Source organism: Hydrotalea sp. AMD (assembly GCF_004100315.1).
In the GTDB taxonomy this organism is placed as follows: Bacteria; Bacteroidota; Bacteroidia; order Chitinophagales; family Chitinophagaceae; genus Hydrotalea; species Hydrotalea flava.
This window is the reverse complement of record NZ_SCKY01000026.1, coordinates 27,064-50,652: the sequence shown is the minus strand read 5'-3', so window position 1 is coordinate 50,652 and position 23,589 is coordinate 27,064. Positions and strand designations below refer to the sequence as shown.

The 23,589-nt window shown below is 37.7% G+C and carries 13 protein-coding genes and 1 pseudogene; 11 read left to right on the top strand and 3 right to left on the bottom strand.

Annotated features, from left to right (window positions below):
- A partial coding sequence (gene rlmD, locus EO766_RS15600; protein ID WP_287101494.1) for a 23S rRNA (uracil(1939)-C(5))-methyltransferase RlmD occupies positions 1–1,408 on the bottom strand: 1,408 nt, incomplete at its 3' end.
- A gap of 124 nt (positions 1,409–1,532) precedes the next feature.
- Between rlmD and EO766_RS15595 the strand changes: the two genes are divergently transcribed.
- From EO766_RS15595 to EO766_RS15560, 8 genes are all read left to right on the top strand, one after another.
- Complete coding sequence (locus EO766_RS15595; RefSeq protein ID WP_081301262.1) at positions 1,533–3,002, top strand: TlpA family protein disulfide reductase; 1,470 nt, start codon at positions 1,533–1,535, stop codon at positions 3,000–3,002.
- 101 nt (positions 3,003–3,103) lie between these two features.
- On the top strand, positions 3,104–3,967 hold the full coding sequence (locus EO766_RS15590) for an alpha/beta fold hydrolase (protein ID WP_074419865.1): 864 nt from the start codon (positions 3,104–3,106) through the stop codon (positions 3,965–3,967).
- 558 nt (positions 3,968–4,525) lie between these two features.
- A complete protein-coding gene (locus EO766_RS15585) occupies positions 4,526–7,594 on the top strand; it encodes a SusC/RagA family TonB-linked outer membrane protein (RefSeq protein WP_074419866.1) in 3,069 nt (1,022 codons plus the stop codon).
- Positions 7,595–7,606: 12 nt separating this feature from the next.
- Positions 7,607–9,118 carry a RagB/SusD family nutrient uptake outer membrane protein gene (locus EO766_RS15580; protein ID WP_074419867.1) on the top strand — a complete coding sequence of 504 codons (1,512 nt, stop codon included), beginning with the start codon at positions 7,607–7,609 and terminating at the stop codon, positions 9,116–9,118.
- A 13-nt stretch (positions 9,119–9,131) separates the two neighbouring features.
- Positions 9,132–10,619, top strand: coding sequence for a GH39 family glycosyl hydrolase (locus EO766_RS15575; RefSeq protein ID WP_074420945.1), 1,488 nt, complete (start codon positions 9,132–9,134; stop codon positions 10,617–10,619).
- A 93-nt stretch (positions 10,620–10,712) separates the two neighbouring features.
- The gene (locus EO766_RS15570) at positions 10,713–11,789 is read left to right on the top strand and encodes a glycoside hydrolase family protein (protein ID WP_218836931.1); all 1,077 of its coding nucleotides are present in this window, start codon (positions 10,713–10,715) and stop codon (positions 11,787–11,789) included.
- A gap of 26 nt (positions 11,790–11,815) precedes the next feature.
- The gene (locus tag EO766_RS15565) at positions 11,816–13,252 is read left to right on the top strand and encodes an arabinose isomerase (RefSeq protein WP_074419869.1); all 1,437 of its coding nucleotides are present in this window, start codon (positions 11,816–11,818) and stop codon (positions 13,250–13,252) included.
- 305 nt (positions 13,253–13,557) lie between these two features.
- The gene (locus EO766_RS15560) at positions 13,558–16,605 is read left to right on the top strand and encodes a glycosyl hydrolase (RefSeq protein ID WP_074419870.1); all 3,048 of its coding nucleotides are present in this window, start codon (positions 13,558–13,560) and stop codon (positions 16,603–16,605) included.
- Between the two features lie 52 nt (positions 16,606–16,657).
- On the opposite strand, the gene EO766_RS15555 is transcribed toward EO766_RS15560, so the two are convergent.
- Complete coding sequence (locus EO766_RS15555; protein ID WP_287101493.1) at positions 16,658–17,986, bottom strand: IS5 family transposase; 1,329 nt, start codon at positions 17,984–17,986, stop codon at positions 16,658–16,660.
- 365 nt (positions 17,987–18,351) lie between these two features.
- On the opposite strand from EO766_RS15555, the pseudogene EO766_RS15550 reads away from it, so the two are divergent.
- Positions 18,352–20,925, top strand: a pseudogene (locus tag EO766_RS15550) (family 78 glycoside hydrolase catalytic domain); the annotation flags it as partial.
- Between the two features lie 85 nt (positions 20,926–21,010).
- Complete coding sequence (locus EO766_RS18555) at positions 21,011–21,061, top strand: hypothetical protein (RefSeq protein ID WP_492991251.1); 51 nt, start codon at positions 21,011–21,013, stop codon at positions 21,059–21,061.
- 264 nt (positions 21,062–21,325) lie between these two features.
- On the opposite strand, the gene EO766_RS15545 is transcribed toward EO766_RS18555, so the two are convergent.
- The gene (locus EO766_RS15545; protein ID WP_074420947.1) at positions 21,326–22,351 is read right to left on the bottom strand and encodes a GntR family transcriptional regulator; all 1,026 of its coding nucleotides are present in this window, start codon (positions 22,349–22,351) and stop codon (positions 21,326–21,328) included.
- 144 nt (positions 22,352–22,495) lie between these two features.
- Between EO766_RS15545 and rhaT the strand changes: the two genes are divergently transcribed.
- Positions 22,496–23,575, top strand: coding sequence for an L-rhamnose/proton symporter RhaT (rhaT, locus tag EO766_RS15540; RefSeq protein ID WP_074420948.1), 1,080 nt, complete (start codon positions 22,496–22,498; stop codon positions 23,573–23,575).
- The last annotated feature ends 14 nt before the right edge of the window (positions 23,576–23,589 follow it).

Sequence of the window (23,589 nt, the reverse complement as noted above, 5' to 3'; positions counted from 1 at the left end):
GCTGCACAATGTTTTCAATATGGAAGGTATGCGGAAACATATCTACCGGCTGCACCTTTGTAACGGTGTATTTTTCATCCAGCAAAGCCAAATCTCTTGCCTGTGTGGCCGGATTACAGCTTACATATACCACCAAAGGGGCAGCAATATCCAATAATTTCCGTGTTAATTTTTCGTTCATGCCTGCCCTTGGCGGATCGGTAATAATCACATCAGGACGGCCATTTTGTTCAAAAAAATCATCGGTACAAACTTTGTTCACATCCCCGGCAAAGAAGGCGGCATCCTGAATGCCGTTTATGGCAGCATTTTCTTTGGCATCTTCAATGGCTTCGGGAACCGTTTCCACCCCAACAATTTTTTTGGCCTGTTTGCTTACAAAAATACCAATACTTCCGGTTCCGCAATATAAATCATACACGGTTTGCGTGCCATTTAATTCGGCCAATTCGCGAATGAGGCGGTACAGTTGTTCACCCTGTGCAGTATTGGTTTGAAAGAATGATTTAGGCCCAATTTTAAATTGAAAATCTTCCAGGGTTTCAATAATAAAACCTGGCCCTTTCCAGGTATGCACGGGCAAATCATAAATGCTGTCGTTAAATTTTGGATTGATGGTATACAGCAGGGTGGTAATTTCAGGAAATTGGCGGTCAATGTTTTGCAGCAGAGCTTCGCGCAGCGGTTTGTCTTCATAGCCCATTACAATATTCACCATCAGTTCGCCCGAACGGGCCAAACGAATCATAACATTCCGCAGCCATCCGGTATGCAGGCGTGCATCATAAAAGGGAATGTTTTGTTGCCGGCCAAAAGCCACAATGGCCTTCCTGATGGCATTGGCCGGTTCGTTTTGCAGGTAACAGGTATCTATTTCCACCACCTTATCAAAAACTCCTTTGGCATGAAAACCACCATAGCCGGCTACTTCGTTCCCGGCAATTTCATGGGCCGGCAGTTGTTTAAAATCGGCTTTGGGAATGTATTTTTTATTGGAAAAAGTAAACTCTAATTTGTTGCGGTAGCCCTTGGTTTCGGCAGCGCCCACAATGGGATCAAACGGTGGAAGGTTAATTTTGGCAATACGGATAAGATGGTCGCTAACCTGTTTTGCCTTGTATTGTAATTGCAAGGCATAAGGCAGCATTTGCCAGGAACATCCGCCACAGGTACCAAAATGACTGCAAAAAGGTTGTTCGCGTTGAGGCGATAATTGTGTAAAGGCAATCGCTTCACCCTCCGCCCAATCTTTCTTGTTTCTGTGCAATAATACATTTACCACATCACCGGGTACTGCTTTTTCAATAAACAGCACTTTCCCGTTTATACGAGCAATGGATTTGCCTTCGGCAGCATAATCTTCTACCAAAATATTTTCCAGAATAATTCTTTCCTTCTTTTTTCTCACAGGCGCAAAAATAACATCCTAAGCCTTTGATTGCGTATTTACAACTATTAAAAAAGGTTTTTATGGAAGGATTAACGCAACCTTTACTACCATTCCTTACATTTACAATATCTATTTTTACAGTATGAAGAACCTCCGCCTCGTTTTTTGCATCGCATTGTTGTTACCCTTTTGTGTCATAGCACAACAAAAAAAAACACCCGTTCACACTACTTCTGCAACCGGGCATAACATACATATACAATTAAAACCATTTAAAAACACCACTATTTATTTGGGTACCTATTATGGCAAGGGTAAAACATTAGCCGATTCTGCCGTGCTAAACAGCAATAGCGAAGGTGCTTTTAAAGGCAGTAAGTCCTTAACGGAAGGGATTTATTTTGTGGTATCGCCCCAATACACCATACAATTTGAAGTGTTGATTGGTAAAGAACAGCATTTTAACATTGTGGCCGATTCAGCTAATAAATTGCATCCCTTAATTACCGGCTCACCCGATAATACTTTGTTTTTGCAATATTCTCAAGAAAGTTACCGGTTGGGTAGTGATATAGATGCCCTGCAAAAATCATTGGCCTTGCAACATACCCGTGCTGATTCTTTAAAGATAGAAGCACAATTAAAAAGCCTTTCTGAAAAATTACACCAGAGCCGCGAAAATATTATTCATCAACACCCTAACTCATTACTCGCTTTTTTATTACAAGCCATGCAGCGCCCCGAAATACCTGCTATACCGGTAGTAAACGGCAAGCCCGATTCGTTGTATCCTTTCAGATATGTAAAAGAACATTATTGGGATGATGTGTTGTTTAATGATGACCGCTTGCTGCATACACCCTTCTTCGAACCAAAATTAGATGATTATTTTAAGTATTATGTATCACCAGCGCCCGATTCTATTATCAATGAAGTAAATTATATGTTACTCTCTGCCCGTACCGGTAAAGAAATATATCCGTATTTGCTTACCAAATTCACCAACAAATACCTCAATCCCGAATACATGGGGCAGGATAAAGTTTTTCTTTTTTTATATGAAAACTTTTATGCCAAAGGCGATACCGTTATTCTGAATGCCGAATCTAAAAAAATGATTACGGACAGGGCTTATAGTATGATGGCCAATCAAATTGGTGCACAGGCACCCGAACTGAATTTAACCGATACAGTAGGTAAAAATATTTCCTTATACAGTTTAAAGGCGCCATTTACCGTAGTAGTATTCTGGGATCCCACCTGTGGTCACTGCAAAGAAGAATTGCCCCGTATTGATTCTATATACAAAGCACGCTGGAAGGCGATGGGGGTAAAATTATACAGCGTAAATGTAAATGAAGCAAGAATGGATGATATGAAGCAGTTTGTTCAGGAGCATCATTTTAGTCCCGATTGGTTGATTACCTATCAAACCAAAGAAGCCCGGTTAGCTGAACAAAAAGCCAATGAACCCAATTACCGGCAATTGTATGATGTGTTTAAAACACCTACTTTGTATTTGTTAGATGATGAAAAGCACATCATTGCCAAACAATTAACCATTGAGCAGATAAATAATTTGATGCAGGTTAAACGCACTCAAAAACAATAAAAGCATTTTTTCTTTCCTAATGTAAACAGCTTGATGTATTTTACTGGTTCAAACATTGCGGCTATTCCTTTTAAATAGGCAGGCTGCTTAAAACAGACGATATGCAATACATCAAAGCTTTATTCCTACTGCTTTTAATATCTACTTCCGCTGAAATGGTAATGGCACAAAGTGCAGTCACTTCTCCGTTTGATACCACCATGTATGGTCGAAATGAAAAAGCCGGACACTATGTGCATACAAGAGGTATCAATATGTACTATGAAACCTATGGCAACGGTGCCCCCTTGCTGATTATACATGGCAATGGCGGTTCCATCAATAATTTTCTATATCAAATACCTTATTTCTCAAAAGAATATCGGGTAATATTAGCCGATAGCCGGGCACAGGGCAAAACAACCGATACCGGCGATTCATTAAGTTATGAAATGATGACTGATGATTTAAATGCCCTGCTCGATACCCTGCAAGTAGACTCCTGCTATGTAATTGGCTGGAGCGATGGCGGCATTAACGGTTTGTTGCTGGCTATTCGCCACCCTGATAAAGTAAAAAAATTAGCCGTAACCGGCGCCAATTTATGGCCCGATACAACCGCCATTGACCCTTGGGTACGCCAATGGGCACTACATTTAAACGATACTTTGGCCAAAATGCCCGCCACCCCGGCGGTAAAAAGAGAACGCAAGTTGGCACATTTGCTATCGTACGAACCGCATATTACCCTGGCACAACTGCATACCATACAATGTCCCACATTGGTGATTGGTGGCGATCATGATGTGATACGCCCCATTCAAACCCTGCTGATAGCAGAAAACATTCCCCAATCGTATTTATGGATTTTACCCAATTCCGGCCATTCCACCCCCATTGTGTATAAAGACGATTTTAACCGGCAGGTCGATTTGTTTTTTAAAACACCCTACCGCAACATTGAAAAAGAGGCGCGGTTTGAATAACCCATCGGTTAAAAATTACCCGGCCGGTAGCACCCCTCTTCGATACTGCTTCAAAACAACAGCGTTGCGCAACGCTGTAACTCCGTAATTGCCTGCCGGAATGATGGGCGATTGCTTAATTTAAATGTCATTAACAATCTTGATCTGATATACTTGCCCAAAAAACTAAAATGACTTTTGGATAGGTTCAATTGAAATGAAGTTTGGATGCAGCTAAAGCACTACAAAATTTACAAATCATTTCATAGAAATAAAACTGAGTGTAAGTTTACTATCTGATTGAAATGATTTTAATTTTCAATATTCAGTTTCCTATCAGTTAAGATATTTTTTAACTTCTTTACGTTAAATTGATATATATAAAAAAGAATATTTTATTAGGGGGAATAAATCATTACAGCATAGTGCAGGACAGTTGGTAAAATAACATTTTTTATTTTTAGGTAATTAAAATAATTTATCGCTATTGATTTTTATCTGACTAATGCTACTAATTATTAGTTATATAGCGTAATATTTTTATTTTAATGTTTAATAATTAATCTAAAACTGATTGCTATGCTAAAAAAACTACTTCTGTTTTTAAAACAGAAAAGAGGCTCAATGATTGTTTTCTTTCTGTTTTTCTCATCATTTTCAATTGCCCAGCAAAAAATTACAGTAAATGGAACTGTTGTGGGAGAAAATGATGTTCCATTGTCAGGTGTGTCTGTGCACGTAGCAGGAACTACAACCGGCATCACTACGGATGCGCAAGGAAAGTTTACGTTGCAAGTTAATAAAGGTGCTACGCTTGTTTTGTCGTTTGTGGGTTACGAAGAAAAGCAAGTAAAAGTAAATAATGGAGGAAGTATTGGAAATATTCAGATGGTTTCAACAGCTTCTGCATTAGGGGAAGTAGTGGTAGTGGGTTATGGAACTCAGAGGAAAAGAAATGTAACTGCTGCTGTATCTTCTGTTGATGTTTCAAAATTAAAGGATGTTCCTGTGCAGAATGTATCGCAATTATTGTATGGGCAGGCTGCTGGTGTGACTGTACAGCAGGCAACCGGTTCTCCCGGCAGGGAATTTACGGTTACCATTAGGGGTACGGGTTCTTTGGGAGCAGGAAGTGCACCTTTATATGTAGTTGATGGATTTCCAGTAGGTACTTCTATTGGTCAAAATTTAAATCCGAATGATATTGCATCAATTACTATATTAAAAGATGCTGTTTCTACAGCCATTTATGGAGCCAGGGGGTCAAACGGTGTTGTCTTGATTACCACTAAAAATGCTAAAAGCGGTGAAGTGAGTTTAAAGGCTTCTGCAAATTATGGTGTCCAAAACATACCAGACTCTAGAAAAACAAAGGTGTTAAATGGTGTGCAATTTGCCCAGTTTAAGAAGGATATTTTTATGGATAAAATTCGATATTTCGAGAACAGGGAGCCTGCTATTGACGAAGTTCCTTTGGATTATCGGTATCCTGAACAAACTAAATATTCTACAAATTGGTTTAATGAAATCCTTAACAAAAATGCATTGTACCAAAATTATGATATTACACTTTCTAGTGGGAAAGGACCTATTAAATCATTAGTTTCGGTTGGATATATTGATCAGAATGGGTTGTTACTTAATACTAATTACAAACTTTATTCTGTTCGTGCTAATATTGGTGGGCAAGTAAATAAATTTATTAATATGGGACTGAATTTAAATGGTTCCTTTTCTGATCAGAATCAAGCTAATACTGAAGGGCGTGATAACTTAGTGGGTTCTACCTTGCTGATGGATCCAAGAGAACCTGTTTATAATGCAGATGGTACTTTCAATGGTTACATCGGTGGCCATGACGGAATTTTTGGATTTCCCAATCCTGTTATGGTTTTAAAAAAGACAAATTCAAATTATACCAATACTAATATTACAACGAATGGATTTTTGGAATTTTCTTTTTTACGAAATTTCAAATTTAAAACAGCAGTAAATGTTGGCCTCTATAGAGGTTCTGTCAAGCAGTTTGTCCCATCTACTATTTCCGGGGAAAATGCTCCTGCCCCCAGAGATGCTTATGAAAATGATTCCTACTCTGATAGAATGAATCTTTCGGCTGATCAATTGCTTACATACAATAAAGAACTCGGAGATCATCATTTTGATGTATTGGTCGGATACACAGCGCAGGAGGAAACTACAAAAGGACTTTCTGGTAGTGGGGATCAATTTCCTAATGATTTGGTTCCATTTCTGAATGCGGCGATAATAAAATCTGCTAGTTCAACAGAATATGGCTGGAGTATGGCAGCCTTGTTTAGTAGGTTAAACTACTCATATAAAGGTAGATATTTGTTTTCTGGCACTTTTCGAAGGGAAGGAAGTTCCAGGTTCGGTTTACAAAATAAATGGGGAAATTTTCCTGCATTATCTGTTGGATGGAGAATCTCAGATGAGTCGTTTATGCCTAAATTCAGATGGTTAAATGACTTAAAGCTAAGAGGAAGCTGGGGCATTACAGGTAACAATAATATTGGGAACTATACAAGTTTATCTTTTATGAGCCCAAGTAATTATGTTTTCAATAACAATTATGTTAGCGGATTGGTTGTGAGATCTTTTGCAAACTCTGAGTTAGGCTGGGAAAGAGCTACGCAAACAGATATTGGTATAGATGTTTCTGCCTTTGAAAATAAACTAACATTTACTGTAGAATATTATAAAAGAATAACAAGCGACATGTTATTATCAATTCAGTTGCCTGCAATCTCAGGATTTACTAGTAGTTTAGGTAATGTTGGAAAAGTGGAAAATAAAGGATTGGAATTTTCTGCTAATTTTAAAACTAAAATAAACGAAATCGGTTTTTGGACTAATTTTAATATTTCATTTAATCGTAATAAGGTACTTGCTATCCGTGGTGTTAATGATGAAATTTGGCAAGGTGATTTGTATAGTGATTATAATGTTTCAAAAGTTGGCCGGCCCATTGGTATGATATATGGTTTTAAAGTACTTGGTATTTTTCAAAGCCAAGATGAAATTAATAAATCGCCTAAACAGGACGGTGCAATTCCGGGTGTTTATAAATATTATGATGCTAATGGTGATGGAATAATATCTTATGATACTAAGGATATGGTTGAGATAGGAAATCCTTGGCCAAAAGGTACCTGGGGTTTCACACTTGGCGGAGATTATAAAAAATTCGATCTAAGCGTTTTGTTAACTGGTGCTTATGGTTATGATATAGTGGCACAAATACAGAAGTCCACTATGAATATGGATGGGGTTTTTAATGTGTTAACCGTAAGTAAAGATAGGTTCAGATCGGCACAACAACCAGGGAATGGGATTTACGCTACTACTAATACATGGAAGTGGGAGCGTGAAAGCAATTCACGTTATGTTTATAACGGTAGTCATATGTGGGTAAAAAATGTAAGCTTGGGTTATTCTATTCCTAAATCGGTCTTGAATTTTAATAGTGTGAGGCTTTTTGTAAGTGCCCAGAATTTATTTTTAATTACAAGTTATCCTGGGAATAACCCTGATGTTAATAACCTGGGTGGCACAAGACCAGGATTTGACGATGCCGCTTACCCTGTTTCCAGAACTTTCTCTATTGGAGCTAATCTAACATTTTAAAATTTTAAAAAAATGAAGAATATAATAATAATTTTGCTTGGTATTACTCTCTGCTTTGTTGAATGCTCATGTAAAAAGGAGTTCCTTAATAAAACAGATCCTACCCAAATTGGGACAGACGTCTTTTATAAAAATCAATCTGAACTGGAACAGGCGGTTAATGGGGTCTATGGGCAATTACAGGGGATCATTAACGACCAGTGGCTATTTAATGAATTACCCTCAGATAATACAACGATTGACTTTAATCCGGGTGACCGTGGACAAGCACCCTCAATAGAGGCGTTTGAATTTTGGACCTTTAATTCTGGAACTGGTAATATTGATGGGATGTATATTGCTTATTACAACGCACTTTTTAATATCAACAACACGCTGGCAAAACTTAAAAACGCCAGCACCACAGCTATTTCCGATTCCATAAAAGCCCAATTTGAAGGACAACTTAAATTTCTCCGAGGATATTACTATTTTGAATTAACCCAATATTTTGGAGATGTTGTTCTTATTACTCAGCCATTAGATGTACCTTCTAAAGCATGGGATTATTTAAGAGAGCCTCAGGTAAAAGTATATACCCAAATTGAAACAGATCTTAAAGATGCCGTTTCGTCGCTTCCGTTGAAATACAATTCTGCAAATGTAGGTCGGATAACCAAAGGAGCTGCATTGACTTTATTGGGCAAGGTTTATCTTACTGAAAAAAAGTACCCGGATGCCGTCAACGCTCTTAGCCAGGTTCTACCGTTGGGATATTCTTTGGTACCTAACTATGCAGATGTTTTTGATCCCCAAAAAAAGAATGGTCCTGAATCTGTTTTTGAAGTACAATACCAGGGTGGAAATGATTTGGGAGAGTGGAGTAGTTTTATTTATACTTTTGCACCAAGGTTATCACAAGGTACAGTTACAGGATGGCCTCAGAGTAATCCGGGTGGGTGGAACATTCCGACTAATGATATGATTGCTACTTATGAGCCTGGTGATTTACGTAAAAATTCCTCCATTGGTTTAGACTTTAGAAGTCCAATTACTGGAGATGTGGTTCCTTATATTAAAAAATATGATCATCCACATACTATATACGGCCGTACAGATGATGACTGGCCTGTGTTAAGATACTCTGATGTATTGTTGATGCTTGCTGAAGCCATCAATGAACAAACTGGGCCTACCTCAGAAGCTTATGGCTATCTAAATCAGGTACGTCAAAGGGCAGGCCTTCCCGCAGTAAGCGGACTGGACAAACAATCTTTCCGTGATACAGTACTGCACGAAAGGAGGGTTGAACTGGCATTTGAGAACTGGCGCTGGTTTGATCTAAAACGAACAAAAACCCCAGAAGAACTTTCGCAATTTCTTAATTCTTATGGAGCCACCGAAAAGGCTAATCCAACAGTAAGCAGACAGGGTATTCCTTATTCTAGCGGAGATTACATTTTCCAGCCTTTTCAAAGTTTATATCCAATTCCTAGTAATGAAATTTTAATTAATAGTAAATTAACTCAAAACCCTGGGTACTAAAAATATGTAAATTATGAAACAAATTTTTTTTTATAATTCTTGTAGAACAATATTTGTAGGTGTTAGTTTGTTTTTATCCATTCAGCATTTGGAAGCACAAAATAATAATATCTCGATTAGTTGGAACAAAACGATAATTATATCTAAAACTACTCCAACGTTACAATTAGTTGAAAATCCAATGGTGCGTCCCGGTTCGCCCATACATAAACCAACTTTTAAGGCTTTAAAAGAATTAGGGGCCGATTATGTTAGATATGTTCCGTGGTTTCCCTATCCTAAAATGGCCGTAGCAGAATTAAAACCACCAACTGGTAACAAAACCTTCTGGGATTTTACTTATTTGGATAGTACCATGCAGGCCTTTATGGAAGCCACACAATGGCATTCCGTAATAATAAATTTCAGTACCACTCCTGCTTGGATGTGGAAGACAGATGCAGTGGTGAAATATCCGGAGGATCCTTATCAAACCTGTTGGGATTATAATCAGGGAACCCAGCTCAGGGATACCACCATGAAGGAGGTAGCCGGTTACTTTGCCCGGTTGGTAAGCTGGTATACGAAAGGAGGATTCACTGATGAACTGGGTAAATATCACAAGTCAGGCCATTATTATAAAATTCCATATTGGGAAGTACTTAATGAGCCGGACTTAGAGCACAACATTTCTCCACAACTTTATACAAAAATGTATGATGCAATAGTTATGGCCATAAAAAAAGTTTCGCCGGAAACAAAATTTGTGGGGATGGCCCTAGCCTTTTCAAATAATCCGGAATGGTTTGAATATTTTCTCAATCCTGCAAACCATAAAAAAGGTGTTCCATTAGATGGTATATCTTATCATTTTTATGGAGGCAGAGATGCTGCTGATCAGCCATTGGATGTGTATCAATATTCTTTCTTCAACCAGGCAGACGGGTTTATTAATAAAGTCCGCTATATCGAGAGTATTCGTAAAAGGCTTTCACCACACACTTTTACTACCATAGACGAAATAGGGAACATACTGTCTAGGGACGGCGATAAGCCCATTCCGGATGCTTATTGGAATTTATCCGGAGCCATGTACGCCTATATTTATTTAGAACTTTCAAAGATCGGTATTGATGCTGCAGGCGAGTCGCAACTTGTTGGCTATCCTACGCAATTTCCGTCAGTAAGCATGATGGACTGGGAAAATGGGAAACCTAATGCCCGCTATTGGGTATTAAAACTTTTAAAAGAAAATTTTGGCCCCGGTGATAAATTAGTAGCTACCGGTATCAATACCTCAGATGTAAGCACGCAGGCCTTTGAAACAAAGGAAGGAAGAAAACTATTGCTAATCAATAAAAGGAATAAGGCTATCCGCCTTCAACTGTCGGATGCATCAGGTGGATGGGCTAACTATGTGGATATAACCACCGGTGAAAACCCACCACAAAAAATTAAATTAAATGATAATAGCATCCTGCTTAACCCGTTTTCTGTTGCAGTTATTCAATTCAGGAACTAAACTTGGTTTTATAAATTTATTACCTCTATTTGCATTAGTAAAGATTTATTGTAAAAAAGATTTATCACGTAAGCAATTAAAATAAGGCAAATCATGATGTACCGGATTATTATGTTTTTGCTCTCAGTAATTTTTTGTCAAAATATAACAGCGCAGGAAGAAGGTTATATTGATAAGCGGCCTAAGGCTCATCTTAGAATGAACGCTATTGACGAGGGAATTGTTTTAAGATATGGTAATGGTCCGGATAGTTGTGATGTATATGGAGCCAGAGAAGCTATTGTAAATAAAGATAATGGAGTCTATTATTTATTTTACGATGGAGCTGGCAAAGATGGCTGGAGGGCCTGCCTTGCAGAGAGCAGAGATTTAAAATCATGGGTCAAAAAAGGCGCTATTCTGAAATTAGGCGAGCCGGGAACTGATGATTCAAAAAGTGCATCAGCACCCTGGGTTATAAAGGGAAAAGATACCTGGCACATGTTCTATTTGGGAACGCCCAATACTACCCCTGCACCAGATCGTATCCCTGCTTTCCCATATCTTACTATGAAGGCTCAATCCAAATCTTTGGAAGGCCCCTGGATAAAGCAATATGATGTTACGCCTTTTCCACTCGGGGAGAAAAGTTTTTATACCGTTACAGCCAGTCCGGGCTTTATTGTAAAAATTAAAAATGAATACGTCCAATTTTTCAGTGGTGCAACACAAGATAGTACTGGAATAAAAAGAACACTGGGTATAGCACGTACACAGGATTTAAATGCTTCATGGATTATTGATAGTTTGCCTGTTGTTTCATCAGAGGAGCAAATTGAAAACTCATCCATGTATTATGACAAAACCAGTAAATACTGGTTTTTATTTACTAACCATATAGGTATTGATACCAACAAAACAGAATATACAGACGCTATATGGGTTTACTGGTCGAAAGATATTAATAAATGGAATGCCGCTGATAAGGCGATTGTTCTTGACAGCAGCAATTGTATTTGGTCGAAAGGCGCTATTGGAATGCCCTCTGTAATAAAAACAGGTAACAGGCTTGCTATATTGTACGATGGCTTTGAAGGTTACAGTACTTATCACATGAAAAGAAATATCGGATTAGCCTGGCTTGAATTACCACTTAAAATTCTAGGGAGAGAAACAGGTTCTGAAAAATAAAAATATTTAAAAGCAGGAAAAGGTAAATGAAAAAAAATGATATTACATTAAGAACTGGCTTGTTTGGAATAGGCTTAGAAGCTTATTGGGAGCAGTTTGCAGGATTAAAAACAAGGCTGGAAAATTATATCAGCATTGTAGCGTCTAACCTTGAAAGTTATGAATGTGATGTAGTCAACCTGGGTTTAATAGATACTCCCGAAAAAGCATTTGAGGCAGGCAGCCTGTTTCGGAAAGAAGATGTGGATATCATCTTTTTGTATGTAACCACTTATGCATTGTCATCAACCGTTTTGCCGGTAGTGCAAAGGGCTAAGGTGCCTGTGATTATTTTGAATCTTTCTCCGGAAGCGGCCATAGATTATGCAGCATTCAATAAGATGGAAGACCGGATAAAGATGACCGGGGAATGGCTGGCATACTGTTCGGCCTGTCCGGTACCGGAAATAGCCAATGTATTCCATCGTGTAGGCATCAAATTTCATCAGATAACCGGTATGCTGCATGATGATGAAGCATGCTGGAATGAAGTAAGAGAATGGGTTGCAGCGGCAAAGGTAGCCCACATCATGTATTACAACCGTTTGGGATGTATGGGGCATTATTATAGCGGGATGTTGGATATTTATACCGATCTCGCGAAACTATATGCGCATTTTGGAGGGCACATAGAACTCATTGAAGTAGATGAACTGGTATCACTTCGTGAAAATATTTCAAAGAAAGAAATTAGGGGAAGGGTAAAACTTTTTTACAACGAATTTGATGTTCAGCAGGATTGCGCAGAAGAAGAGCTGGAAAGAGCAGCAAAAACCTCAGTTGCTTTAGACAGGTTAGTAGAAAAATACGACTTGGGTTCAATGGCTTATTATTATAAAGGAACAGGGAATAAAGCAAATGAAGATGCGATTAGCTCTATTATTTTGGGTAATTCTTTACTTACCGCAAAGGGTATTCCTGTAGCAGGTGAGTACGAGATAAAGAACGCCCAGGCAATGAAAATAATGGACAGCTTTGGAGCCGGAGGATCTTTTACAGAGTATTATGCCATGGATTTTAAAGATGATATAGTACTGATGGGTCATGATGGGCCGGGGCATATTGCCATAGCAGAAGGGAAAACAAAAGTACGTCCTCTTCATGTTTATCATGGAAAAGTAGGGAATGGATTATCAGTGGAGATGTCTGTGAAGCATGGGCCGGTAACATTGCTATCGGTTGTAGAAAAAGTAGATGGGAGACTCATGTTATTGACAGCAGAAGCAGAATCGGTGCCAGGACCCATTTTGGAGATCGGCAACACCAACAGCCGGTATAAATTTTCAATCGGTGCCAGAAAATTTGTAAATGATTGGAATAGTAATGGCCCTGCTCATCATTGTGCTGTGGGTATTGGCCACATTAGTTCCAAAATTCAGAAGTTGGGAGATTTATTAAATATGGAAGTGGTAAAGGTGTGTTGATCACTTATTTTATAGGGTACACTTAAGGCCACCTGAAAAATTTAAGAAATATCTTTTAAAAGATTGAGAATCTTGAGCCAGTCAATTATTATAAATCAAAGCTGATCAACATCAATGGATAGAAGGAATGCCAGGAAGGAAGTTATCATGTGCATGATATATTTCACATAGTGAAATTTCTGGATGCTGTGAAAAAGGGAAATTGATTCTACACACAATTTAGTTGATTTTTTAAAATATTCTAAATAGCCATGATTTTTATAGAAAAATACGATTGAGAATAGTAACCATTTAAATAAATCATAATGACAGTAAATAAAAAAACTCAAATAGTTGTTATTAGTATTTATTTCGTAATTGTAGTGCTTCTCTTTTATGGTTGTGGTATAAAACCTGTTCAGTCTGATATAAAAACTTTCAAAGAGGCTTTTCTTAATCCTCCTGATTCATCCCGTCCTGGCGTTTATTGGTATTTTATGGATGGGAATCTCTCACAGGATGGCATGACTAAGGATTTAGAATCAATGAAAAAGGCCGGTATTCGAAATGTCATATTCCTTGAAGTAAATGTAGGAATTCCCCGCGGCCCTGTTGATTTTTTAAGTACCCAATGGCAGCAATTGTTTAAGCACGCAGTGATTGAATGTGAAAAGTTAGGAATCAGAATGACATTGGGAATAGGGCCTGGATGGAACGGAAGTGGCGGGCCTTGGGTTGCTCCTGACCAGTCGATGCAACATTTGGTTTCCAGTACAATTTATGTTTCAGGACCAGGTAACCATAAAATTAAACTCCCCGTACCATTACCCAAAAAGCCATATTTTGGTGAAGGAGTGTTTTCTCCGGAATTAAAAAAACAATGGAATGATTTCTATAAAGATGTTGCCGTGCTTGCCTTTCCAACTCCTGCGCTTAATAAAAAAATAGAAGACATTGATGAAAAAGCACTTTATTATCGTGCTCCATTTAGCTCAAAACCAGGCGTTAAACCGTTTTTAGCTTCATTTAGTGATTATGCGGATGCACCTGCTGCAGACATCAAAAAAAATCAGATTATTGACCTTACGGATAAACTTCGGCCTGATGGAACATTAAACTGGGTAGCTCCTGTTGGTAACTGGACGATCATGAGATTTGGAAGTCGCAACAATGGGGCTGTTACCCGCCCCGCACCTGTCCAGGGTTTAGGATTTGAAGCTGATAAATTTGACACAGTTGCTTTAAATGCTCATCTTGAAAAATACGTAGGTACCATTCTCAATAATATAGGAACTATTGATACAACAAAGTTCGGAGGGTTACATGTACTCCACATAGATAGCTGGGAAATGGGATCTCAAAATTGGACACCAAAATTCCGGCAGGAATTTATTAAAAGAAGAGGATATGATCCTTTACCGTTTTTTCCCGTTTATGCTGGCAATATTGTAGAGAACCGGGAGGTAAGTGAACGGTTCTTATGGGATTTGCGGCAAACTAGTCAGGAATTAGTTTTAGCATATCATGCCTGGCAAGTAAAAAAATATGCGCACCGACACGGGTTGAGATTATCTATTGAACCCTATGATATGAACCCAACTGCAGACCTGGAACTTGGCTCAGTAGCAGATAATCCAATGTGCGAGTTTTGGAGCAAAGGGTATGGATTTAACTCTTCGTTTAGTTGTATAGAAGCGACTTCTGTTGCACACATTCAAGGAATCCCGGTCGTTCAGGCAGAAGCCTTTACCGCCGGAGGAAGCGAAGCGTGGAAACAATATCCCGGATCTATGAAGAACCAGGGAGACTGGGCTTTTGCAGCCGGTATTAATCGTTTTTTTTATCACACTTTTGAACACAAACCCTTAGCTGATTCATTACGTCCCGGCATGACGATGGGTCCGTATGGAGTTCATTGGGATAGAAAACAGACATGGTGGCCGATGGTATCTGATTATCATACTTATATTTCCCGTTGTCAGTATATTTTACAACAAGGAAAATCAGTTGCTGACATTTTGTACTTAACACCAGAAGGCGCCCCGCAGGTTTTTCTTCCGCCATCATCGGCAATGGTGGGTGATTCTATTCTTCCCGATAGGCGTGGATATAATTTTGATGGATGTGCTCCCGGGCAACTATATTCTGCTTCGGTAAAGAATCATCAAATCATATTCCCAAGTGGTGCTACCTACAGATTAATGGTTTTGCCAGCTGTTGCAACTATGAGTCCAGCGTTGCTTGGAAAAGTTAAAGAACTTATTAAAGATGGCGCTGTTGTTATAGGCAATCCTCCCCGAAAATCACCAGGTTTATCTAATTATCCAGAATGTGACCACCAAGTAGGGGTAATGGCTAAAGAACTGTGGGGAAGTATGCAGGTTCCTGATGAAGTGTCTGATCGTATTTATGGAAAAGGGAAAATTATATGGGGTAAAAATCTTATCAATCAAAAGTTGGGGACGCTTTATCCTGATTATGATTTTACTTCCAACCTACTAAATAAAATGGATGTGAAAAAAGATTTTGAATCATCTGCATCGCTTCGTTATACACATCGAACCTCAAAAGACTGGGATATTTATTTTGTATCTAATTATAGCAATCATCCTGTAAAAGCTAATTGTATTTTCCGTTCGAATAAGGGATATCCTGAACTTTGGGATCCTTTAACCGGCAAAACAAGGAGATTGCCTGAATTTTCTGTAAATGATGAACAAACCACCATGCCATTGCAATTTGATACTTACCAGAGTTACTTCATCGTATTTGCAAAAGGCTCAATAGGAGCAACAGTCCGGGGAAAGAATTTTCCTGAAATGGAAAAAATAGCAACATTAAATGGGCCTTGGATGTTAGCTTTCGATTCTAAATTGGGAGGACCTGAAAAAGTAAAATTTGATACCCTTATGGATTGGACTTGCCGCTCGGAAAATGGTATAAAATATTATTCGGGAATAGCAGTTTATCAAAAGAATTTTGATCTCCCTACAGCAGGCGATACCAGCAATCATAAACGGCTTTACCTTGATTTGGGAAATGTGAAAAACATGGCCCATGTAGTGATAAACGGACATGATTTGGGAGTGGTATGGACCGCCCCATGGAAAGTAGATATTACAGGAATAGTAAAACAAAAGAATAATCAGTTGGAGATATCAGTAGCTAATCTATGGCCAAACCGTTTGATTGGTGATGATCATTTGCCGTATGATGGTGTAAAAGATGGGCAATTTCCCGAATGGCTTTTAAAAGGTGAAAAACGAACAAGTGAAAGATATACATTTACAACTTATGACCCATATAACAAAAACTCCCCTTTATTAGAATCAGGATTGATTGGGCCGGTTATCATTCAAAGAGAGGTTTTTTAATGAATGTATTGGTGCGAAATAAAAACACGATTTTTTCATAATTAGTCAACCCTCAAAAAGTAATTTTCAATGTTCGATTAAAAATATTGTTGCAATAAAAATTAAAAAGTTGCAAAAATTTGAGTGCCCAAATAGCAAGTTGCTCTTTCCATTTGTTCATCATTCGTTTAAAATTGATGGCTGATGCTGCTAACATTACATTGATGGCATCCCCAACTGTTCCCTTCAGATAATTTCTTGCCATTCGGTAATCTTGTTTTAGATGACCAATCACCGGTTCTATTGCGGCTCTGCGACTGTGTCTTTTTCTTTTCGTTGCTGTAATGTTTTTATCAGGCTTTGGCGTGTGCAATGTTGTATTGTTAATCATCTTCGCACCTCGGTAACCTCTGTCTAAAAAAATATTCTTGGGTTCTTTTTTCATCAATCTTTCATATTGCTGTATTGCTGCCGGTAATGTTTTTGAATCGTGTACATTATCGCTAAAGTTTAATGCACCTACAACTACTCCGGTGTTTTGTGTGATTAAAAATGATGCTTTGCTACCAAACTCAAACTTCTTATGCTCTTTGCCTTTGGTGTAACATTTTACTTCTGGCTCATGAAGACTGTAGGTTTTATTGCTGTCACTTCTTTTTTGTGCTAATACTTTTTTAAACAATGATACATCCATTGCATACTTACTTGCATCATCGGGTTCAAGTTTTCTTTCTATCTCCCGAACCAATCTGCCTGCTATGGTTTTAATTTTTTTGCTTGCCTTTCTTGCTTTTGCAAAGCCGCCTTTGTTTTTCTTAAACCGTTGTATGGTGCTATGTTTCTTTACTGTAAACTTGTAACTCTGACGCAACTCGATGTTTTCTTCTGCTGCTATCTTCTGACATTTTACAATTATTTTTTTGTACAACTTATCATCGGTTGGATAAGTGATATTCTTTTCCTGCACTGTTGTATCACCGCTTAGATTATCATCATCTGCATCTTTACCATTGATGCGGATACTTTCTTTGAAAATTAATTCTACACCTTCTTCACCAATACGTTTTCTGAACTCCACCAACTCCGTTGCAACACATGGTGGTTTAACTGAAAATAATTGTTCGCCACCAAAGTATTGATAGTACGCATTCTCAGCCCACTGTTCTACCACACTCTCATCACTTAAATTGCGAAGCTGTTTTAAAATCAGTAGTGATACCATTAGCCTGATTGGTTTGGCAGGTGCTCCCTGAGAGGCACTGTAATGCTTTTTAAACGCTTCGTCAAATATTTTCCAATCAATCCTATTTGCTAAAATATACAGCGGATGCCCGTGGCTTAACTGCTCTTCAAACGTACTGTAAAAACCAAGTTGGCTTGTTGATTTTTGCTTTGCTAACATGCTACAAATTTGCAAGCTTTTTTATCCTTTTCTTTCTTTTCCTGCAACCTTTTTTATCCGCATTTGTTCATAAACTATTGATCCCATTGTGTTCTATTCGTTTTTGAGGAACGACTAATTAGATGATATGGTTTTAAAAGGGGTACTACTACTAAATTTAAAACAATTAATTTATTAGCTGTAATCCTTTATTGAAATGGGATACAGCTTAGTTAACCCCGATTTTAATCGGGCAACAATGATATTTTTATTTGCCAAATCTGAATTAATAAGCCGGATAGTGCAGGATGGTTATTATTAAATGTTAAACTAATTTCACTTTAGATTCATTATGTTTGATACTTCACTGTTAAATCTATTTTACGATGCTTAAAATATATTCACTTTTTCGGGTTTCTATTTTTCTGTTATTATTTTCTATTTTTCTTCTGTTAGTAAATACATCTGTGGCTCAGATAAAAGTTGAGAACCTGCTTACAGAAAACCTTACCAATCCTGTTGGCGTTGGTATTATACAACCACAATTGAGCTGGCAATTAAATTCCCCCAAAAGGAAGGTAATGCAAACAGCTTATGAAATAAGGGTGGGCGAAAACATATCCACATTGGAAAAAGGGAAAAAGTTGCAATGGAATAGCGGTAAAATCACTTCTGATCAATCAGTTCATGTAATGTATAATGGAGCAGCTTTGCAATCGGGGAAAAAATATTTCTGGCAGGTTCGGATTTGGGATAATGAAGGAAAATCTTCTGCATGGAGTGCCCCTGCATTTTTTCAAATGGCACTCTTAAATAATAATGAATGGAAAGCAAAATGGATTGCGCCAGGTTATATAGAAGATTCCGTTCTGCGCCCAAGCCCCATGTTTAGAAAACAATTTAATGCCTCTAAAAAAATAAAATCGGCTACTGTCTATATTACAGCACATGGTTTATATGAAGCACAGATAAATGGCAAAAGGGTAGGAGATGCTTATTTTACACCCGGATGGACGAGCTACAACAAACGGCTTCAGTACCAGGTATATGATGTAACCGATTTGATAAAAAGAGGCGGTAATGTCATTGGTGTAACGCTGGGCAGTGGCTGGTACCGCGGGCATTTGGCATGGGAAAATAATAAGAATATTTATGGGAAAGACATTTCCCTTCTGCTCCAGTTTGAAATTGTTTATGCGGATGGATCTAAGCAAACCATACTTTCTGATGAAAGTTGGAAATGCTCCACAGGTAGTATTATCAGCTCCAGCATTTACAATGGGGAAACCATCGATGCCCGAAAAAATAAAGCAGGCTGGGAAATGCCCGGATATGATGATACAAAATGGAACGGCGTAAAAGTGGAGAATTTTTCCTACGGCAACCTCGTGGCTACTTATAACGAACCAGCAAAAAAACATGAAACTTTTAAACCCATCAAGGTTATCACTACACCCAAAGGAGAAAAAGTAATCGACTTTGGACAAAATCTGGTGGGTTGGGTAATGCTTCATGTGAAGGGGAATGCGGGTGATACGGTAGTGATACAGCATGCCGAGGTATTGGATAAGGCAGGCAACTTTTATACCGAAAACCTTCGGGCTGCCAAAGCCACTTCTACTTATATCCTTAATGGGAATGGGGATGAATTTTTTGAACCGCATTTTACCTATTATGGTTTCCGGTATATAAAAATTGAAGGGATAAAAGGAGATCCGAATCCTGATGATTTTACGGCCGTTGCAATCTATGCAGACATGAAAGAAACAGGCACATTTATTACTTCCAATCCCCTGGTTAATCAATTGCAACATAATATACAGTGGGGGCAGAAAGGTAATTTTTTAGATGTTCCAACTGATTGCCCACAGCGCGATGAACGACTTGGTTGGACTGGTGATGCCCAGGTATTTTCCAGAACAGCTGCTTTTAATATGGGGGTGTATAATTTTTTTGAAAAATGGATGAAAGATGTGGCAGCCGACCAATTGCCGGATGGTAGCGTTCCCTTTGTAATACCAAATGTGCTTGGGCTCAAATCAGCAGGCTCAGCAGGTTGGTCTGATGTGGCTACAATTATACCTTGGAATATGTATTTAGCCTATGGCGATAAAAAAATACTGGATGATCAATACAACAGTATGAAAGCTTGGGTAGAATACATGCACAAAAAAAGTATTAATAACCTTTGGAATACCGGATTTAATTTTGGCGATTGGTTATTCTATCGCCCCGATGATGATAATGATGGCCGTGCTGCTGTTACTGATAAATATTTAATTGCACAATGCTTTTATGCGCATTCCACACAATTATTAATGAATGCTGCAAATGTTTTGGGCAAAACAGAAGATGTTTCTTTTTATTCCGGCCTTTTGAAAAAAATAAAAGATGCCTTTATAAAAGAATACATGACCCCCAACGGGCGCCTTGTTTCCAGTACACAAACGGCCTATGTGCTGGCACTCAATTTTGATATGTTGCCAGAAAACCTGCGGGTACAGGCTGCAGAAAGACTGGCTGAAAATATTAAGAGTTACAATTTTCATCTTACAACAGGTTTCTTAGGCACGCCATACCTATGCCATGTGTTAACGCGTTTTGGTTATGATAGTATAGCCTATAAATTATTGTTGCAGGAAACCTATCCCTCCTGGTTATATCCTGTAAAGATGGGCGCTACCACTATTTGGGAAAGATGGGATGGAGAAAAACCTGATGGAACTTTTGAAAACCCAGGCATGAATTCTTTTAATCATTATGCTTATGGTGCCATCGGCGATTGGATGTATCGCAAAATGGTGGGGCTGGATACGTATGAAGACGGAGTAGGGTATAAGCACATCAAAATAAAACCGCATATTGGTGGTGGTTTCAGTTTTGCATCAGCAAGCCTGATTACTTATTATGGAAAACTTAGTAATAGTTGGAAAATTGAAGGGGATAAAATAATCATGGATATTGAAATACCAGCCAACACATCAGCAACAATATTTGTTCCCGCAAAAAACGGAACCACAATTTGGGAAGGCGACCTACCTGTTTCTGATTCAAAAGACCTTGAAATTATCAGCCAGAAAGGAGGATATATGGTAATTAATGCAGGTTCCGGTCATTATCATTTTACATCACAGCTAAAATAAATACTCCCTAATCCTATGAAAAGCAAGGGGGCTCATTAATCTTTTTTCCTTTAATTGTTAGGTTGTTGTAGTAGCCCCCTTTTTAAAATTTCAAAATTACATTCTGTTTAAATATTGCTGACAAAAGTTAACAGTTTTACCCCTACTACTAAATTAGGATGTTTACGCTAATATGCTTGTATTTCCATTTTGCTTACAATATTCAATTCATACAGTTTCACAATGAATTTCTTAATGTTAATTGAAACGGAACGGCATAATGAGCTTGCTCTTTATTTAAAATAATCTCTGCCGCCTTTTCCCCCATCAACTTAAAATCTGTAGATATTGTAGTAATGCCGTTGAGAATAATTTTTTTTAAAGGTGTTTCATTGTATGATATAACGCCAACATCCTTTCCAATTACTTTTTCCCTGTCTATAATCTTTTCTATTAGCGTTACCAGATTATCTTCCATTAAACTAATATATACTATACCATCCTCAATATTTTCTTCCTCTATTTCATCAATAACAGTGTGGTTAAAGGCATATTCGCTGCAAAACCTGGCAAATCCATTCAAAATTTCATTGGGGTGATAAGTGTAATTTGGGAATATTATTTTAATAGTGTGGTATTTATTGAGATGGGGAAGCGCCTCTTCCAATGCATTATAAATATCCTGTTCAAAATTTTCATAAACTGTACTGGCATTCCCACACATGCTGTCAATATTTTTATCTAATAAAATCAATTTCCCAGCTGGTATAAGTTTTAAAATTTCTGTAGATGTTTTATTGTCTTCTCTTAAATGAGGTATTATTACATAATGGGTATAATTATCAATACTTTTACTGAGTAATTCTTTAAATAAATTGAAATCATTGTTGTAAATATAAAAATCAACAGTAGCCGACTGGCCTAAGGTTTCAATGAAGGAGTCGTAAATGATCTTTTTATGGGTACTTAGTTTATTAAACAATAGGAAAATTTTATAAAACTGCAATAATTTTGAGTTTTTAATAAAATAGCCTTTACCTGCAATAGAAGCCAATATGCCAATTTTTTTTAGATAGCTGTAACCTTTTTCAATTGTATCCCGCGATACATCCATTTCACTACTAAACTCATTGATAGAGGGAAGAATATCATTGTCTTGTAATTTACCACTAATTACTGCTTTTATAATTGAATTAGCAATCTGCAAATATTTGGGTGTGGCAGATAAAGTATCTAATTCTATAAATTTAAAAAAGTAAGACATCTTTTGGTTAAAATAATATTTTAATACAATAATTTAACAAATATAAACTGTAAAAAGGGATGGATGCACGAATCAGCATAGTGCAGGACAGAGGTAAAAATGGATAGATTATTTTTACTTAAATTTAATATTCATATAGCTATTATGCAAATAATATTAGGCATTATTTTTCATTTTATTGGTGGTGGGGCATCGGGTAGTTTTTATGTGCCTTATACTAAAGTAAAAGGCTGGCATTGGGAAACTTTTTGGATAGTAGGTGGTTTGTTCTCATGGTTAATTATTCCACCCATTGCAGCCTGGCTTACCATTCCACATTTTGCAGAAATTATTTCACAATCATCGCTTTCTACTTTTAGTTGGACTTATTTTTGGGGAGTGCTTTGGGGTATCGGTGGCTTAATGTATGGTTTGGGTATGCGTTATTTGGGCATGTCATTGGGCAATTCTGTTTTACTTGGTTTTACTTCTGCTTTTGGCGCTTTGGCTCCATCTATTTATTATAACTTTTACCCGCAAGATGGCAAGACTACTTTCCATGACCTGCTAACTCAATCATGGGGGCAAGTTGTGCTGATAGGTGTAGTGCTTTGTTTAGTCGGTATTTTTATTTGTGGAAGAGCAGGTGTTTTAAAAGAACATGAATTATCAGAAGAAAAAAAGAAAGAAAGTGTAAAAGAATTCAACTTAGTAAAGGGATTAATTGTGTGCATCCTGGCAGGTATTCTTAGCGCTTGTTTTAATTATGGCATTGAAGCGGGTTCTAAAATGGCAGATGCTGCTAATGAGGCGTGGAAGGCATCCAATCCTTTAGAAACCGGTAATTTTTTATATCGCAATAATGTAATTTATATTGTTTTATTGTGGGGTGGACTTACCACTAACTTAATATGGACATTATTTTTAAATATTCGTAATAAAACTTTTGGTGATTACACCGATAAAAAAACGCCACTTATCAAAAATTATCTTTTCTGTGCATTAGCAGGCACACTTTGGTTTTTACAATTTTTCTTTTATGGCATGGGCGAAAGCAAGTTGGGTAACGGAGCCAGTTCATGGATTTTGCACATGTCGTTTATCATTTTAGTGGCTAATATGTGGGGTTTTGCATTGAAAGAATGGAAAGAAGTGAGTAAAAAAACCCAAACAACCATTATTGTTGGCATCATTACCATTATTGTTTCAGTTATTATGGTAGGTTATGGCAATTCAATCAAATAATTTAACGAAGAAAA